The organism is Hymenobacter psychrophilus, assembly GCF_900107135.1.
In the GTDB taxonomy this organism is placed as follows: Bacteria; Bacteroidota; Bacteroidia; order Cytophagales; family Hymenobacteraceae; genus Hymenobacter; species Hymenobacter psychrophilus.
Genome location: NZ_FNOV01000006.1, coordinates 15,280 through 31,215, shown reverse-complemented (window position 1 = coordinate 31,215; position 15,936 = coordinate 15,280). Strand labels below are relative to the sequence as shown.

16 protein-coding genes are annotated in these 15,936 nt (G+C 61.7%); 7 read left to right on the top strand and 9 right to left on the bottom strand.

Annotated elements, in window-relative coordinates; genetic code table 11:
• Positions 1–10: 10 nt before the first annotated feature.
• On the top strand, positions 11–349 hold the full coding sequence (locus tag BLW21_RS10095) for a hypothetical protein (RefSeq protein WP_139255161.1): 339 nt from the start codon (positions 11–13) through the stop codon (positions 347–349).
• Between the two features lie 31 nt (positions 350–380).
• Positions 381–722 (top strand): bacillithiol system redox-active protein YtxJ, encoded by a 342-nt coding sequence (gene ytxJ / locus BLW21_RS10090; RefSeq protein ID WP_092739608.1) that lies wholly within the window; start codon positions 381–383, stop codon positions 720–722.
• Between the two features lie 69 nt (positions 723–791).
• Here the strand turns inward: ytxJ and BLW21_RS10085 are convergent, their stop codons facing one another.
• Positions 792–1,199 carry an OsmC family protein gene (locus BLW21_RS10085; protein ID WP_092739606.1) on the bottom strand — a complete coding sequence of 136 codons (408 nt, stop codon included), beginning with the start codon at positions 1,197–1,199 and terminating at the stop codon, positions 792–794.
• Positions 1,200–1,302: 103 nt separating this feature from the next.
• On the opposite strand from BLW21_RS10085, the gene BLW21_RS10080 reads away from it, so the two are divergent.
• Together BLW21_RS10080 and lipA are read left to right on the top strand one after the other, a co-directional pair.
• Positions 1,303–2,139 (top strand): hypothetical protein, encoded by an 837-nt coding sequence (locus BLW21_RS10080; protein WP_092739604.1) that lies wholly within the window; start codon positions 1,303–1,305, stop codon positions 2,137–2,139.
• A gap of 138 nt (positions 2,140–2,277) precedes the next feature.
• Positions 2,278–3,171 carry a lipoyl synthase gene (gene lipA / locus BLW21_RS10075; protein WP_092740091.1) on the top strand — a complete coding sequence of 298 codons (894 nt, stop codon included), beginning with the start codon at positions 2,278–2,280 and terminating at the stop codon, positions 3,169–3,171.
• 89 nt (positions 3,172–3,260) lie between these two features.
• Here lipA and BLW21_RS10070 read toward each other — a convergent pair whose 3' ends face one another.
• The gene (locus BLW21_RS10070) at positions 3,261–3,893 is read right to left on the bottom strand and encodes a DUF4136 domain-containing protein (protein WP_139255160.1); all 633 of its coding nucleotides are present in this window, start codon (positions 3,891–3,893) and stop codon (positions 3,261–3,263) included.
• A gap of 212 nt (positions 3,894–4,105) precedes the next feature.
• Between BLW21_RS10070 and BLW21_RS10065 the strand changes: the two genes are divergently transcribed.
• Positions 4,106–4,405 (top strand): SH3 domain-containing protein, encoded by a 300-nt coding sequence (locus BLW21_RS10065; protein ID WP_092739600.1) that lies wholly within the window; start codon positions 4,106–4,108, stop codon positions 4,403–4,405.
• Positions 4,406–4,513: 108 nt separating this feature from the next.
• Positions 4,514–8,101, top strand: coding sequence for a PAS domain S-box protein (locus BLW21_RS10060; RefSeq protein WP_175470923.1), 3,588 nt, complete (start codon positions 4,514–4,516; stop codon positions 8,099–8,101).
• Positions 8,102–8,176: 75 nt separating this feature from the next.
• Here BLW21_RS10060 and BLW21_RS10055 read toward each other — a convergent pair whose 3' ends face one another.
• Positions 8,177–8,899: a LytR/AlgR family response regulator transcription factor gene (locus BLW21_RS10055; RefSeq protein ID WP_092739596.1), complete on the bottom strand. Its 723-nt coding sequence runs from the start codon at positions 8,897–8,899 to the stop codon at positions 8,177–8,179.
• A gap of 158 nt (positions 8,900–9,057) precedes the next feature.
• Positions 9,058–10,440: an FAD-dependent oxidoreductase gene (locus BLW21_RS10050; protein ID WP_092739594.1), complete on the bottom strand. Its 1,383-nt coding sequence runs from the start codon at positions 10,438–10,440 to the stop codon at positions 9,058–9,060.
• A 327-nt stretch (positions 10,441–10,767) separates the two neighbouring features.
• On the opposite strand from BLW21_RS10050, the gene BLW21_RS21510 reads away from it, so the two are divergent.
• Complete coding sequence (locus BLW21_RS21510) at positions 10,768–10,917, top strand: hypothetical protein (RefSeq protein ID WP_217633854.1); 150 nt, start codon at positions 10,768–10,770, stop codon at positions 10,915–10,917.
• A gap of 245 nt (positions 10,918–11,162) precedes the next feature.
• Here the strand turns inward: BLW21_RS21510 and BLW21_RS10045 are convergent, their stop codons facing one another.
• The 5 genes from BLW21_RS10045 to BLW21_RS10025 form a co-directional block, all read right to left on the bottom strand.
• Positions 11,163–11,750 (bottom strand): alpha-ketoglutarate-dependent dioxygenase AlkB family protein, encoded by a 588-nt coding sequence (locus BLW21_RS10045; RefSeq protein ID WP_092739592.1) that lies wholly within the window; start codon positions 11,748–11,750, stop codon positions 11,163–11,165.
• A gap of 12 nt (positions 11,751–11,762) precedes the next feature.
• A complete protein-coding gene (locus BLW21_RS10040) occupies positions 11,763–12,434 on the bottom strand; it encodes a hypothetical protein (protein ID WP_092739590.1) in 672 nt (223 codons plus the stop codon).
• Between the two features lie 134 nt (positions 12,435–12,568).
• Positions 12,569–13,846 (bottom strand): kynureninase, encoded by a 1,278-nt coding sequence (gene kynU, locus BLW21_RS10035; RefSeq protein ID WP_092739588.1) that lies wholly within the window; start codon positions 13,844–13,846, stop codon positions 12,569–12,571.
• 74 nt (positions 13,847–13,920) lie between these two features.
• Entirely contained in the window at positions 13,921–15,267 is a 1,347-nt protein-coding gene (locus tag BLW21_RS21505; RefSeq protein ID WP_092739586.1) for a hypothetical protein, read from the bottom strand.
• A complete protein-coding gene (locus tag BLW21_RS10025; RefSeq protein ID WP_139255159.1) occupies positions 15,267–15,812 on the bottom strand; it encodes a hypothetical protein in 546 nt (181 codons plus the stop codon). Before BLW21_RS10025 ends, BLW21_RS21505 begins: the two co-directional genes overlap by 1 nt.
• Between the last annotated feature and the right edge of the window lie 124 nt (positions 15,813–15,936).

Sequence of the window (15,936 nt, the reverse complement as noted above, 5' to 3'; positions counted from 1 at the left end):
GTCCGAAACCATGCGTTATCTGTTGATGGGTTCCCTGCTGCTGGCCCTGGTCGCCGCCCCCAAAGCGCAGGCACAGCTGGAATCGAGCAGCCCGGCCAGCCAGCGGGCTGCCAGTCGGCGGGCCCTGCGCGACGCCCGCAAAGTAGAGGCCCCCTACAAAGAGTCGCACTTGGCCGTGAGCAAGAAGGAACTGCGCGTGAAGGCCGCTGGCCGCCTCGCCGCGCTACCGCCCGCGGCCGGGCAGCCCAATTATAAGTTCAGCCGCGACGGCACGCCTCGCGTAAGCGAACCAACAAAGATGCATTTGCGTCTCCGTCGTAAGAAGCCCAATGCGGCTGCGGTGCAGTAGCACCGTATTTTTTCTGTTTTATTCCTTTTCTATGACCCCCTGGCAACCCCTTACCAAAGCCGAGCAGCTTTCCGAAATCGTCCGTGAATCGGCCGAGCAGCCGGTTATCATTTTCAAGCACAGCACCACTTGCTCCATCAGCGCGATGGCCAAAAGCAAAATTGAGCGCCAGTGGACCGATGCCGGACTCGACAGTACCAAGCTTTACTACCTCGATTTGCTCAGCTACCGCCCCATCTCGCAGGAAATGGCTCAGCAATTCAACGTGCAGCACGAGTCGCCCCAGCTACTCCTTATTCAGGATGGCGAATGCACTTTCCACGCCTCCCACAATGGCATCCGCCTGAGCGACGTGAAGCAGAAAGTGAAGTAGTGAACAGGTAATAGTGAACAGTGAATAGTGCGCGGTATGACATCGGCATTATTCACTGTTCACTATTTATTACTCACTATAAAGAAACTGAACCTGCTGCTTTATTTCGGGGTTCAGACTGAGCGCTACCGGGCAGGTTTTGGCGGCCCGTTCGAGTAGCGCCCGCTCCTTTTCCGGCAGCGAAGCCGGCAACCGGAACGTCAGGTCTATCTGGCCGATGCGGCGTGGCTCGCTGAGCATGTGCTTGGTGGTGTCCCAGCTAACGGCCGTCAGGTCGAGGCCGTGGCGGTCGGCGACGATGCCCATAATGGTCATCATGCACGAACCCAGAGCGGCACATACTAGGTCGGTAGGCGAAAACGCTTCGCCCCGGCCTTGGTTGTCGGTGGGGGCGTCGGTTAGGATGGTATTCCCCGAAGCGGCATGGGTGGCTTCGGTGCGCAGCTGGCCGGCGTAGCGGGCGGTGATAGTGCTCATATTGAAACAGGTAAACAGGCGAAGTATGCGGGCTAATTTACGTACTTTCGGAGGGGTTGGCGGCCAGCGGCAGCCGGCTCCGTCATTTTTTACCTGTTCCTCTATGTATTCCCGATCCGTACGCACGGTTACCTGCCTGGGTGGCGGTTTGCTACTGGCGCTGCTGGCCGTTCCACAGGCCCAGGCACAACGCAAGCCGCAGGCCAGCTCCCCGACCCGGCCTGGCATCAGCAGCGACCAGCCTTCTTACCGCAAAGAGTTTACGTACGGTATCAACGTGAACACCCGCGGTGGCCTGATTGGCGGCGTTGCTGTGCGCTCGACCCGGTTGCTCACCCAGGATTGGGCCCGCTTCTGGAGCATTGAGGCAGTAGAAATAAAGCACCCAAAAGAGGAGAAGGGCATTTCCAACCGGGGCGGCTCGTTTGTGAAGGGCAAGAGCAACCATCTTTTTGCCCTACGGCCTTCGTTTGGCGTGCAGCGCGTTATTTTCCGCAAGGCCCCCGATTCCGGCGTGCAGGTGAATGGCCTGCTTAGCGGCGGCCCTTCTATTGGCCTGCTGATGCCGTACTACATCAGCTACAATTACTCGCCCGATCCCAACAATACGCCAATCGACGTTCGGAACGAGCAATACGACCCGGAACTACACGACAACCCCGCCCGGCAGACCTCGCTGGAACGCATCATAGACCGGGCTCCGCTGTTTGCGGGCGTTGGCGAAACCAAGCCCATTATCGGAGCCCATATACGCGGGGCGCTCAGCTTCGAGTACGGCCGTTACCGCGACGCCGTGGCCGGGGCCGAGGTGGGCGTGCTGCTGGAAGCCTACAGCAAAACGCCGGTTATCATTCGCAGCCTACAGACGGACGATAATTCCATCAACGACCAGTTTCTGCCTTCGGTTTACCTGACTATTTACCTGGGCAGCCGCAACTAGTTTCTGGATGAAAGGAATAAGAGATAAAAGGATAAGGGATGAAAGACAAAACAACCTCGTCTTTCATCCCTTATCCTTTTATCTCTTATTCCTTATCCTCCTCCCCATTCCTTGTACCTTTGTGCCATGGATGATCTGTTGCTGACTCTGCCCATTATTCAGCCCGAGGCTGCTGCCCCCACCAAGGCCCGCAAGCCCGACTGGCTGCGCGTGAAACTCCCGGTAGGCCCCGCCTACGCCAATGTGCGCCGCCTCGTCGACGAGCACAAGCTGCACACCATCTGCGAGAGCGGCAACTGCCCCAACATGGGCGAGTGCTGGGGCGCGGGCACGGCCACGTTCATGATTCTGGGTAATATCTGCACCCGCTCGTGCTCGTTTTGCGCCGTAGCCACCGGCCGCCCCTCCGAGCTCGACCTCGATGAGCCCCGCCGGGTAGCCGAGGCCATTCAGCTCATGGGCGTGAAGCACGCCGTGCTCACGAGCGTCAACCGCGACGAGCTGAAGGACCGCGGGGCCAGCGTATGGTACGAAACGGTCGTGCAAACCAAGCAGCTCAGCCCTGCCACTACCATCGAAACCCTGATTCCGGACGTGAAGGCCAACTGGGCTGCGCTCGATACCATGATTGCCGGCGGCCAGGAAGTGGTGTCGCACAACATGGAAACCGTGGGCAGCCTCTACCGCCTCGTGCGCCCCCAGGGCAAGTACGACCGGAGCCTGGAGCAAATCCGGCGCACTAAGCAGGCTGGCAAGCGCACCAAGTCGGGCATTATGCTGGGCCTGGGCGAAACCAAGGAAGAAATGTACCAGGCCATGGACGACCTGGTGGCGCACGGCCTCGATATCCTCACGCTGGGCCAGTACCTGCAGCCTACCAAGCGCCATATCGAAGTAGCCGAGTTCATCCACCCCGACCTGTTCGCACATTATCGCGAGGAGGGCCTGCGCCGGGGCCTCAAGTACGTGGAAAGCGGCCCGCTGGTGCGCTCCAGCTACCACGCCGAGCGCCACGTCAACGTCCCGATTTAAGCGCCGCAGCAAGCTGCATAACCCGAAAAAGCCCGCTCTCCGGAAGGGAGAGCGGGCTTTTTGCGTTCGGAGATCTAGCAGGTGCCAGCTTACTCGCGGTAGGCCTGCGAACTGGTGGGCCGTCCGTCCTGGGGTGGGTAGTTGCCCAGAATGCTGGTAACGATTCGTTGCACCTCGGCTTCTGAGATGGTCTGGTTGTCGACCTGGGCCTGGCCCTGCCCGCGCCACGCCAACTCCTTGCGGCTGGCGTCAATGAAGTCCAGAATCAGGGTGCCGGCTTTGTATTCGGTGGTGTAGCCCCGGTTGTAGAGGCTGCCATAACCATAGCCGTATCCGTAATAAGGGTAGCCGTAGGGGCCATAGGGCGAAGCCACGGACCGCTGCTTATCCTCGACACGGGCACTGTAAGCCACATATACATCAGGGCTGGCCGTGGCCTCAACCATCGTCAGGCCCTTGGTGCCCATTTGTTGCTCCACGGCCGCGCGGATGCGCCGATCCAGAAACGACTCGTAGCCCTGGGCCGGGCCACCCTCGGTGTCGGCGCGCTGCTGCGGATACCAAGCCCAGGTACGGTAAGCCCGGAAGTTGACCGAGTGGTCGTAATCGGAGGTGACGCCTACGCGGGCGGCGGTGGTACAGCTGGTGGCGCCAAGCAGCAGGCTCAGTCCCAACACGGAATAGGCCAGCGGGCGGAGCAGAAAGCGGGAAATGCGGTTCATATAAGTGGAAGAATCAATAAAAAAAATCCAGTTAGGGGCGGCGAAAAGCCGCGTGCTGGTACGCGTAAAGAACACCCCCGGGTGGTCGGACGTTCCCGCCTTGTAGCGGCGAGGCGGCAAACCCGGGAATAGATTATAAACGCCAAAAATTGCCCCGCGATTATAATTGTGGTTATCTTTTGTCGAAATTATCGTTTCCTGATTTCAGACTCATGAAGAAAACTTTACTCTATTTCGGGGCACTGGCCCTGCTCACTGCCTCCGCTTGCAGCTCGTCGCGCGACGATTCCCGCTCGCGTCGCCCGAATGATGCCCCAGTAGCCCACACATCGGTGGTCGAGTGCATTCTCTACGACGGCATGACCAAGAGCTCCAAGCAGCTGGCTACCCTTAATGCGGGCAGCGAAGTACAGGTGATGGATACGGTAAGCGCCTACTTTGTGAAAGTACGCGTTACGGCGGCCGGCAAGACGGAAACCGGCTACATGTACCGCACCTGCTTCGGTAAGTAGCCACGCCACCGGCGGCAGCCGGTCCTAACCCCCTGCCGGCTGCCGCACCTTCCGCTGGCGGGGCCGATGGCAAATCCGGCGTATCTTCGGAGTCTATCATTCCGCACTATGGCTGATACTATTGCCCCGACTGTTGAAGGTTTGGCCGCCGAATTGGCTCAGGAACGCCTGCTACGCCAAGTTGCCGAAAGTCAGGTGGCCGGGCTGCGGCGCCATCTGACCTCTACCCAACGCACGGTAGGCCGGCTCACCGACAGCATCACGCGCCTTACCCAAAATCTGCGCGTGGCCGTGCTGGTGGCCCACCAGAATGGCACTATTGCCTTGCTCAACCAGGAGTTCTGCGACCTGTTCGGGATGGAAGAGGCCCTGCCGCTGGGAATGCCCGACAGCCTTGCGGAGCCCGTGCTGGAAGCCATGCTGGCCTATACGGCCCGGCCCGAACTGTTCCGCCAGCGCCTCGACTCGTTGCGCCAGAGCAACCAGCGGGTGCTGGGCCAAGATCTGGAGCTGGCCGACGGCACGGTGCTCGAACTGGATTTTGTGCCCCTTAGTGGCCCCGACGAGCTGGTGGCGGCCGGTTACCTGCTCTCGTTCCGTGATGTAACGCAGGCCCGCCGGGCCGAGCAGTACCTGCACTCGCTTTCGCGCATCCCGGGCCAGGACCCCAACCTGATTCTGCGCCTGCACGCCGACGGCCGGCTGCTGTACAGCAACCCCGCTGCCGAGGCGCTGCGCCTCGAGTACCTGGAACCCACGCAGGAGCCGGCGCTGGCCGGGCAGCTGTACGCCGCCGCTTGCCAGGCCCTTAATTCCCAGAAAATGGTGCAGCTGGAAGTCGGGTTCGGGCCGCGTTGCTTTCAGCTCGCCATCACGCCCTTCCCCGACGATCAGTACGCCAACCTTTACCTAACCGACATTACGCCGCTCAAGGAAGCCGAAAAGCGCCTGGCCGAGCAGCAGGAGTTCTATGAAACCGTGCTCAACCAGCTACCCGCCGACGTGGCCGTGTTTGATGCGCAGCACCGCTACCAGTTCGTCAACCCGGCCGCCATCCGCAACGACGAGATGCGTCACTGGATTATCGGCCACGACGACTTTGAGTACGCCGCCCACCGCGGACGCTCCGACCAGCATGCGCAACGGCGGCGCCAGCTATTCGAGCAGCTCGTGAGCCAGCGCACCACGCTGGCCTGGGAAGAGCACGTAACGGACCCCCACGGCCCGCGGCTGGCCCTGCGCCACATGGCACCCGTATTTACGCCCACCGGCGAGTTGCGCATGGTTATCGGCTACGGCATCGACATTACCGACCGCTACAACGCCGAAAAGCTGCTGCGCCAGCGCGAAGCCGAGCTGCAGGAAAACCAGGCCTTCATCCGGGCGGTGGTCGATACCACGCCCAGCATTATCTGGGCTACCGATGGTCGGGCGCGGGTACTGTTCAGCAACCGCACCTTCGATGAGCTGCTGGAACGCAGCACCCACCGCCAGCACCCCGCGCCCGGCAGCGCGGCTGCCCACGAGGTACAGCAGTTTGTGGCCTCCGATGAGATTGTGATGCGCACGGGGCAGGAGCTGGTGGAGGAAAACAAGTTTACGCTACGCGATGGTACCACCATGTGGCTGCAAACTGTAAAACGCCCCCTGGTGCGGGCCGATGGCAGCGTGAATGTGCTGGGCGTGAGCACCGACATCACGGAGATGAAAAATGCCCGCCAGACGCTGGAGAAAAGTACCAAGCAGTACCGCGACCTGATGCAGTACTCACAGGCCCTGATCTGCACCCACGATCTGGAAGGCAGGATTCTGTCGTTGAACCCGGCCGCGGCCCAGCTGGTAGGCGCCGCCCCCGAGCAGTTGGTCGGCCGTACGCTGCGCGATATCCTCGACCCCAATTTTAACGGTCAGCTCGAGCAGTACCTGCGTCAGGCCCATGAGCAACAGCAGCAGCTAACGGGCCTGCTTACGCTCAACGGCCCCGATGGCCGCCCCCACCACCTCATCTACGACAACTACCGGGTAGAGGAACCCGGCGAGCAGCCCTACGTGATTGCCTACGGGCAGGAAATTACCGAGCGTCTGCTGGCCGAAAAAGAACTGATCCGGGCCAAGGATGAAGCCGAAAATACGGCGCAGGCCAAGGAAAACTTCCTGGCCAACATGAGCCACGAAATCCGTACGCCCATTAACGGTATTTTGGGCATGGCCGGGCTGCTGGCTAAGACGCCGCTCAGCGAAACGCAGCAGGAGCATCTGCAGATTCTGCGCAGCTCGGGCCGCCACCTGCTCACCGTCATCAACGATGTGCTCGACGTGGCCAAGATGGAGGCCGGCCGGCTGGAGCTGGAGCTGGTGCCGTTTGATGTCTGCCAGTCGGTGAAAGAAGCTGTGCAGAGCTTGGCGTACCGGGCCGAAGAGAAAGGCCTGCACTTCAGCGTAAAGCCTCTTGATCTAGCCCACCCGCTGGTAATGGGCGACCCTGGCCGGCTCAACCAGATTCTGCTCAACCTGCTCAGCAACGCCCTCAAGTTTACCCAGCAGGGCTCCGTGGAGCTGGGCGGCCGACTGCTGCACGAAACCGACCGGGAAATTGGTCTGGAGTTCTGCGTGCGCGACACCGGCATTGGTATTGCGCCCGATAAGCAGGAAAGCATCTTCGAAAATTTCGCGCAGGCCTACGCCGATATTTCGCGGCGTTTTGGGGGTACGGGCCTGGGGCTGGCCATCAGCCGGCGGCTGGTAGAGCAGCTGGGCGGGCGCATGTGGGTGGAAAGCAACGAAGGCGAGGGCAGCACCTTCTACTTCACGCTCACGCTGCCCAAAGCCACCGGCCTGGTGCTGCCTCCCGCCCCCCGAGCGCTGCCCGATTACGGCCGGTTACGGGGCCGGCGGGTGCTGCTCGTTGAAGATCACCCCGTAAATCAGCAGTTGGCCCTGCTGCTGCTCGAAGGCTGGGACGTGGAAGCGCATGTGGCCTCCGACGGCCCCCAGGCGTTGCAGCAACTCGAAGCCCGCCTCTACGATGTGGTGCTGATGGATATTCAGATGCCTGGCATGAGCGGCCTCGACGTAACCCACGAGCTGCGTCGCAACCCCGACCCGCGCCGCGCCGAAACACCGGTTATTGCCTTAACGGCCAACGTAATGCGTTCCGATAACGATGCCTACCGCGCCGCCGGCCTCGATTATCTGTCCAAACCCTTCGAGGAAGACGAACTGTTTCATAAGCTCGAAGCTAACCTACGGCCCGTGCCGGCCACCGACCTGGAGGCTCAGCCCGCGCCGGTGCTGCCCTCCGCCGCTGCCCCCGAACCGGGAGCGGAGCTGCCCGAACCGGTTTCTGTGCTGTTCGACCTGACCCGACTGCGCGATACGGCGCACGGCAGCAGTATTTTTATGCAGAAAATCATCGGCTCGTTTCGTACCCACACACCGTTGGTGGTGAGCGAGTTGCGCGAGGCCGCCAGCGCCGCCGACTGGTCTGCCGTAGGAACGCTGGCCCACAAGCTGCGCCCCTCGCTCCAGCTGCTGGGCATCGTGGGTACTGATGAAGCCGTGGCCCTACTCGAACCGTTGTCCCGCCCTGCTACCGGCCCGTTGCCGGCCGCCGAAACGATGCGGGCGGCCACTCTCGCGCTGGCCGACACGCTGACCGCCGCCGTGGAGCAGCTCGGCACCGTGCGGGTGGAGTAGTGCTTAGTTATTAGTGCTTAGTGCTTAGGTCGCTCAGAACGACCTAAACACTAAGCACTAATAACTAAGCACTAACTATATCCGGTTCAGCTTGCCGAAAAAGGCCTCCTGGTAGGATTTGCCAATGGGCACGTGCTGGCCGCCGGGCACCACAGCGGCGCCGTCTTCGATGGCCTCGATGCGCTTGAGGTTGAGGATGTAGGAGCGGTGCACGCGCACGAAATGGTCGAAGGGCAGGCGCGCATCCAGCGACTTCATGGTGGTGTAAACGATGTACTTCTGCTTCTCGGTAACGATAACGACGTAATCGGACAGGGCTTCGATGTAGAGGACCTCGTCGAAGTTGATGCGCACCATTTTGCTGTTCACCTTCACGAACAGGTCATTATCGGGGGCCGCTACGATGGTTGCGGGGGCGGCAGCTGCCGGCGTTTCGTGCTGTAGCAGCGCCCGTTGCACGGCCCGGCTGAAACGGGCGTAGTCGAAGGGCTTAACCAGGTAATCGGTTACGCGCAGATCGAAAGCATCAACGGCAAAGTCTTCGTGGGCCGTGGTGAGGATGACAATGGGTGGATCGGGCAGAATGCGCAGCAAATCGAGGCCGTTAAGCTGGGGCATCTGCACATCGAGAAACAACACATCGACGCGGTTACCGGCCCGGAAATAGTTCAGGCCCTTCAGCGCATCATCCATCGACTCAACCAACTGCAGCGAGCTGGTAAGGGAGATATAGTGTTCCAGCGTCAGCCGGTTAATCTCTTCGTCATCGATAATAGCACAGGTGAGCAAGCTTTGCATGGCGAGTATTGCTATAGGAGTGGAGCAGGCAGGAAGATTCCAGGCCTTGGGGTAGTCATCGAAAGGTACTTATCGGAGAAAATAGGCGCGTTAGCAGGTAGCTAAGCTAATAGTTTTGGACTTAAATAGCACTATGGGTAAGCTTCGGGTTGGCTGCCTCAACTGCGGCGGGCCATTTCGGCGGCTACCAGCGCCTGCACATCGGGCCGCTCGTAGTCGGCCTCGGCCTGAATATGTGGCATCAGGCGTTGCATCACCTGTTCCTGGGCCTGTCCGTTGGCCAGGGCTTCGGCGTAGGGTATCTGCGAGAAGGTAACCTGCGAGTACAGCGGCAGCCACTGGGCAGGGTACTGGGCGGCCAGCCGGCCCTCAATTTTTTTCTGGAGCAGAAAGCGCGGATCGGCTACCCGGTCGCGCATCTCATAGAAGTTATACACAGCCAGATCGGCCATGGCATCGGTGTTGGGCTTGCGCGAGGTTTCAAACTGGCGCATAATGCGCGGCCAGTCGGAGCCGTGCTCTTCGAGCAGCTCGGCCAGCACGGCGCAATCTTCAAACCCCGAGTTCATGCCCTGGCCATAAAAAGGCACGATGGCGTGCGAAGCGTCGCCGAGCAGCAGCACATCGTCGGCGTGGCTCCACGGAAAGCAGCGCACCGTGACGAGCGAGCTGGTGGGGTTGGCGAAAAACTCGGTTTCCAAGTCCGGCATCAGCGGCACGGCATCGGCAAAATGCTCGGCGAAGAAGGTGCGGACCTGGGCCGGGGTTTGCAGGGCCGCAAACGAGTTGGCGCCTTCGTAGGGGAAAAACAGAGTGCAGTTGAACGAGCCGTCGAGGTTGGGCAGCGCAATCATCATGTACTGGCCCCGGGGCCAGATGTGCAGCGCGTGCTTTTCGATGGGCCAGCTGCCATCGGGGCCCGCCGCAATTGTCAGCTCCTTGTAGCCGTAGTCGAGGTACTGCTGCGAGTAGTTGAACCGGTCGGTGCGCTGCATGGCCCCGCGCACGGCCGAGTAGGCCCCATCGGCCCCAAACAGGCGCTGAAAGGGCTGAATGCGCGACTCGCCGGTGGTTTCGTCGCGCATTTCCAGCTGGCTATTGCGTAAATCTACCCGTTGGCAGCGTTGCTCAAACTGCATCCGGATACCGGGCTGCTGTTCCACCAGATCCAGCATCCGCCGGTTCAGGCCGGCCCGCGACACCGAGTAGATGGCCTGCCCGTCCTGGCCGTAGGGCTGGAACGTGAGCTGCCCCTCGACGCCGTGCATCATGCGGCCGCGCATGGCAATGGCCACCTCGCGTACGGCGTCGGCAATGCCCACGCCCTCGAGGGCCCGCCAGCCCCGATCAGAAAGCGCCAGGTTGATGGAGCGGGCCTCCACTTTCGCATCGCCCCGCAGATCGGGCCGGCGCTCAAATACCTCTACCGCATGGCCGTGCTGGGCCAGGTATAAAGCCAGCAGGCAGCCCACCAGCCCCGCACCCATTACGGTAAGGGTTTCGGCCGGAAGTTGAGAAGGAGCGGGGGTGGGAGCGAGCATGAGCGAAAGAGGAGGCGGAAAAAGCTGAATAAGGCCCCGAAGGTACTCGATTGCCCCGGCATAGGGGCACACCAGCCCTCGTCACAGACGTTGGCCGAGCTATTTGGGGTGTTGACCGAGAAAGTTCCCCAGCGAGGCTTTTTTTTAAATCCGCATGCTTCCCTTCGACCGTACTTTGTACTATAAAACGATTAGGTTGACCGATAAGACCGAATGACTATGTGCCAGACTTCTACCCAGAATATTGTATTGAAGCCCTTCGACCTATCCTGTTTGCAGCAAACACAACATTGCTGCCACCTGCCAAGCTTTGGTTTGGAGTGCAAAATGATGGCTGCCGGCCCGCAACTGCGCATTCGGCCAACAGCCAGCCCCGCCACTTCAATTGCCGCCCCCCAAACCCTGCGCATTGGCAGCTACCTAGTAGGTGCGGATGAGTGCCCACTACTCTATGGCCTGCCCGATATCCGCTACTAGCGCCGCTGCTACCACGGCCCGCATCTCCCGCACCTCCCGCACGACCTATCGGTACATCAACCCAGAGGGCGGAACCGAGAAGACGGACGAATTTGTATTTTAATAGCGCCTCAGCACCAGGCCACCAGCCTAGTTAAGATTTCGCTCTGCCTCGAAGAGTATTGGTATTTAACTGATGCCAGAGGATTGAGCAGACGAAGAATAAGCCGGTGAAAGAGAAGTTGCGCTACGAACCAGCCTACACCTTAGCCCACCAGCCGAAACGTAAGGTTGATACGAGCCCCAACGGGGCGGGCAGTTTTGGGCAGCGCATGTAGCCAATTGCGTTGGGTTGTGCCGCGCATAAGTAACAGGCTACCGGCTGGTAATACCAAGCCTAATGGCTGCGCCGGTACGCCGGGGCGGGGCCTGAAGCGGAAAGTGCGGGTGGCGCCCAGCGTGAGCGAGGCAATAACGGGCGTGGGGCCCAACTCAGGCTCGTTGTCGGCGTGGTAGCCCATGCTATCCTGGCCCGAGCGGTAGAGGTTGAGCAGTACACTATTAAAACGGGCCCCGGCGGCAGTTTCTACTCGCGTGCGCAGCTGCTGCAGGGCTGGCAGCCAGGGTAGCGGCTCCAGGCGCAGACCCGAGTAGGCGTACGTCGCGGCCGGGTCGCCGTACCAGGCCGTAAGGCGGGGCTGCATCACTTGCTTGCCAAACAGCCGGATAGGCTGCTGCTGCCAAGTCACAACGGCTGTCAACTCTGCCAGCAGGGCCGCCGCTTCGGCCGGCGCCAGAAACTCGGGGTCCAGCAGCACGTCGGCGCCGGGCAGGAGCAGGGGCTGCAGGGGCATGGGCAGTTGAGACTACAGGGTAGCGGGCATGCCGGCCGGCATGGCGCCGTGCAGCTGCACCAGCAGGTAGTAGAGGCCCAGCAGCAGCAGGCCGCAAATGAGGAGCGGGGCCACCCACGAGCGGCTGCGGTAGGGCTGCCGCCCGATGTAGCGGGGCCAGAAAAACAGGTTGTATACCAGAATAGCGGGCAGGTTGAAGAACGAGCCCAGCCAGTTCACCTGTTCGCCGTACTGGCCTTTCAGCCACAGCACCAGGTAGCCGCCCCCAAACACGTAGGCCACTACAAAGGCCACCACCAGCAGGGCCGCGCGGTTGCGTTGCAGCGTGCGCAGGTTCAGCACCAGCATTACGCCCCCGGCAATCATGCTGAAAAGCACCGAGAAAATGGTGATGGCCCCCAGCGAAAATAGCTTGGGTCCGGTAGCTTCGGCGGCTTCCGGTGAGGCCTCGCCGCGGGCTATGCGGCGGGCCTGGGCCTGCTCATCGGCCTCGGCCCGCACTACGGCATCGCGGCGCTCGGTTTGCTCCTGGCCTACGCGCAGCTCGGCCGCCAGCGCCTCGGCGTTGGGCTCGGGCTGGCCGCGGCGCTCCAGCTCCGCAAGAGCCGCCAGCACGGCTTCCTCGCGGTACTGATAGCGCTGCTCCACGTATTCGCGCAGCTCCGCCACCGTTTTGCGGCTCATTTTCGCCGGGAAATCCTCTGCCATTATTCAGTGATTAGTGATTAGTGAATAACGATTAGTGGTTAGTGATTAACGATTAGTAGTTAATGAATTCAACCACTAATCGTTAATCACTAACCACTAATCACTAACACCTACTTTGCCCATTCGGTCAGCACTTCCCCTACCCGGAACACGTCTTCGAACGTGTTGTAGAGGGGGGTAGGGGCTAGGCGGATGACGTTGGGCTCGCGCCAGTCGCCGATAACGCCCACGGCCATCAGGTGCTCAAACAGGTCGCGCCCGCCCTGGTGCACCAGTATCGAGAGCTGGCAGCCGCGCTGGGCGGGATCCTGGGGCGTAATGATTTCGAGCCGCTCTTTGGGCAGGTTCAGCCGCCGGATAAAAAACTCCAGGTAGCCCGTCAGCAGCTCGCTTTTGCGGCGCAATGCGGGCATGCCCCCGGCTTCGTCGTGGATTTTGAGAGCGGCCTCGTGCACGGCCATCGAAAGCACCGTGCCGTTGGACAGCTGCCAGCCGGCCGCGCCATGCATGGGTTTGAAGCCCTTTTTCATCTGGAACCGCTCCTCCTCGTCGTGGCCCCACCAGCCGGCCAGGCGCAGCAGCTCGGGCCGCTCGGCAAACCGCTCGTGCACGTAGGCGCCGGCTACGCCGCCGGGCCCCGAGTTGAGGTACTTGTAAGAGCACCAGCAGGCGAAATCCACGTCCCAGTCGTGCAATTGCAGCGGCACGTTGCCGGCAGCGTGGGCCAGATCGAAGCCCACCAGGGCCCCGGCGGCGTGGCCGGCGCGGGTAATGGCTTCCATATCGAACACCTGGCCGGTGTAGTAATTGAGGCCGCCCATGATGATAGTGCACAGCGAGTCGCCGAGTTCTGCAATTTTGGCCACAATGTCTTCGGTGCGCAGCGTGTGCTCGCCGGGGCGCGGCTCCAGCTCCACAATGGCGTCGTCGGGCGCAAAGCCGCGCAGCTTTACCTGGGTTTCGAGCGCGTACTGATCGGACGGAAACGCGCCGCCCTCCATGAGCACTTTGTAGCGGGTGGCAGTGGGCTGGTAGAAGCTGATGAGCAGCAGGTGCAGGTTGGTGGTGAGGTTGTTCATCACCACCACCTCGTGGGGCTTGGCGCCCACCACGCGGGCCGAGGGCCCTTGCAGCCGCTCGTGGAAGGGCATCCAGGGCGTGTCGCCCTTGAAATGGCCTTCTACGGCCAGGTTCTGCCAGTTCTCGAACTGCACTTCGGCGGCGGCGCGGGCCGTGCGCGGCTGCAGGCCCAGCGAGTTGCCGCAGAAATACAGGCACTCGCCCTGCCCGTCGGGGCCGGGCGGAATCAGAAACTGCTGGCGGAAGCCGCGCAACGGGTCCTGGGCGTCGAGCTGGCGGGCGAAATCGAGGGTGGGTTCAAACGTCATCCCGGCAAAGATACCACCCTTTCGGCCCGCGTGCCTAGCCGCCCGCCCGCAGGATTTTGGCCACTTGCCCGGTATTAGTTTATCCAGATAACGTGCAGAAACAAATCGAGCAAATAAAGCATTACCAGGCAGTTGACCAGGTAGAGCGCCGTGCCAGCCTCGCGGAACCAGGGCGTCAGGCGGGCCCCGACGGCCACGTAGGCCAGCAGGTACAGCAGAAACAGCCCGAAATACACCAGCGCCTGCCCAGGGTAGAAGCTGTTGAAGCCCCCGAGGCCGCCCAGCGCCAGCACCGCCAGCAGACCGGCCCCCAGCACGGCCGCCGCCAGCTGCCGCGCCCGCTGCCGCGGCAACTGCCCCAGCTGCCAGAACAGCACCACAAAAAACGGCGAGGCCAGCACATAACGGGCCAGCCCCACTAAGTCGCCGGCCTGGTAAAAAACGATAAAATAGCCGGCGCCTACGCAGTAGCTGAGCGAAAACAACACGGCCTTTGAAGGTGGTAGCGCCTGGGCCGCCACCGCAGTAGCAGTCGGCGTGGTGCGCCAGCTGGTCAGCCAGTGCAACCCCAGCACCAGGCAGCTGAGCAGGCTCAGGCCAGCCACTACGAGGGCCGTGGCATCGAGCCAAAGCACGTTGATGCCGGCCGAGCTGTGCAGCGGCAGCAGCGGTGGCTGCCAGATATGGCCCCACAGCGCGTGCACTTTATAAAAGGCTAGTGCATCGCCGTGGCTGCGGTATTGCAGCAGCATCACGCCGCCCAGCGCCACCAGGCAGGCCGCAATGCCGGCCAGCAGCCGCCCCAGCTGCGCCCAGCGCCAGTGGCCGCGGCCCCACCAGAGCAGCTCGGCAAACAGGTACGACGGAATAAGCAACGTAGCGGCCGAGCGCGCCAGGCACGCCACTACCAGCCCCAGCACTACCAGCCCCAAACGCTGCCGGTGCAACCCCGCCAGCAGCACGGCGCTACCCAGAAAAAACAGTGCCTCGGCATACGGCACCAGTCCAAATAGGAGCAGCGGCCCCGATAGGGCCACCAGCAGCTGCCGATTGCTGAGCCGGAAAGCCCAGCCGAGCAAGGCCATGCCGGCCAGCAGGCAGGTGGCGTTCAGCAGGCTGATTTGGATGGCGCTAAAGCCCGTGAAGTGCCAGATGCCGGGTAGCAGCGGGAAAAACGCGTTGATGCCGCTGGCCGCATCGTCGTAGCCGGTTTGCGCGATACGGTGGAACAGGTCGGCATCCCAGGAAAGCAGGTTGCTATTATCGGGCAGCTGGGTGATGATGCCAAGCGTATACAGCACGGCGTAGAGGCCGACAAGCACGCCAGTGTGCAGCAGCAGCGGCGCCAGCCGCGCCCCGAGCCGGGCCAGCCGCCGGGGGCGCGTGCCCGCCGCGTCGGGGCGGGGGAGAGTGGTTTCCATCAGCGCAGCTTTTTCAGGTAGATATCATCGAAAAACAGCGTGTAGTGTGCGTCCCATTGCCAGGCGTACACCTTCACGATATCGTCGTCCTGCAGGTCGTCGGGCAGTTCGTGGGTGGCGTGTACCAGTTGCCAGGTGTTGTAGCGCTTCACCACTTCGTGGATGGGTATAAGTTTGTAGTAACGGACCTCGGCTGGGTCGCCCCGGTTCACCTGCACTATCAGGGCCACGTGGGTGCGGCCGTGGGGCAGGTTCACCCAGGTGCCCACTTCTAGGGTGCGGGGCCGGCCCAGGCTACCCCAGGGCCGCGTAATATTGAGGCCGTAGTTCTCGGTGTTGAGGAGGGCGAAGGCCCGGCGGCCATTATGCACCGGATCATTGGTGAGCCAGGGCGGGGTAGGGACTACCCAGCCTTCCACGTCCTCGAACCCTATACTGCTTATTGGTTGTTCGGCTGCTGGCCGGCAGGCCGCCAGCAGCAGCGCCGCGGCCCAACAAGTCGCCCGCCGCCCGCGGCCCGGCTTATGCAGAAAATTAGCGCGCAAACTCAACGGATAAAGCAGGAATAGTGGCGGATTACGAGAAAACAGCGGATAGCCGCCCAAAGCTACTTTATAGGGCCACAACATCAATACCAGCAGCAGCACTCCTGCAACGGCGACTTCCCGC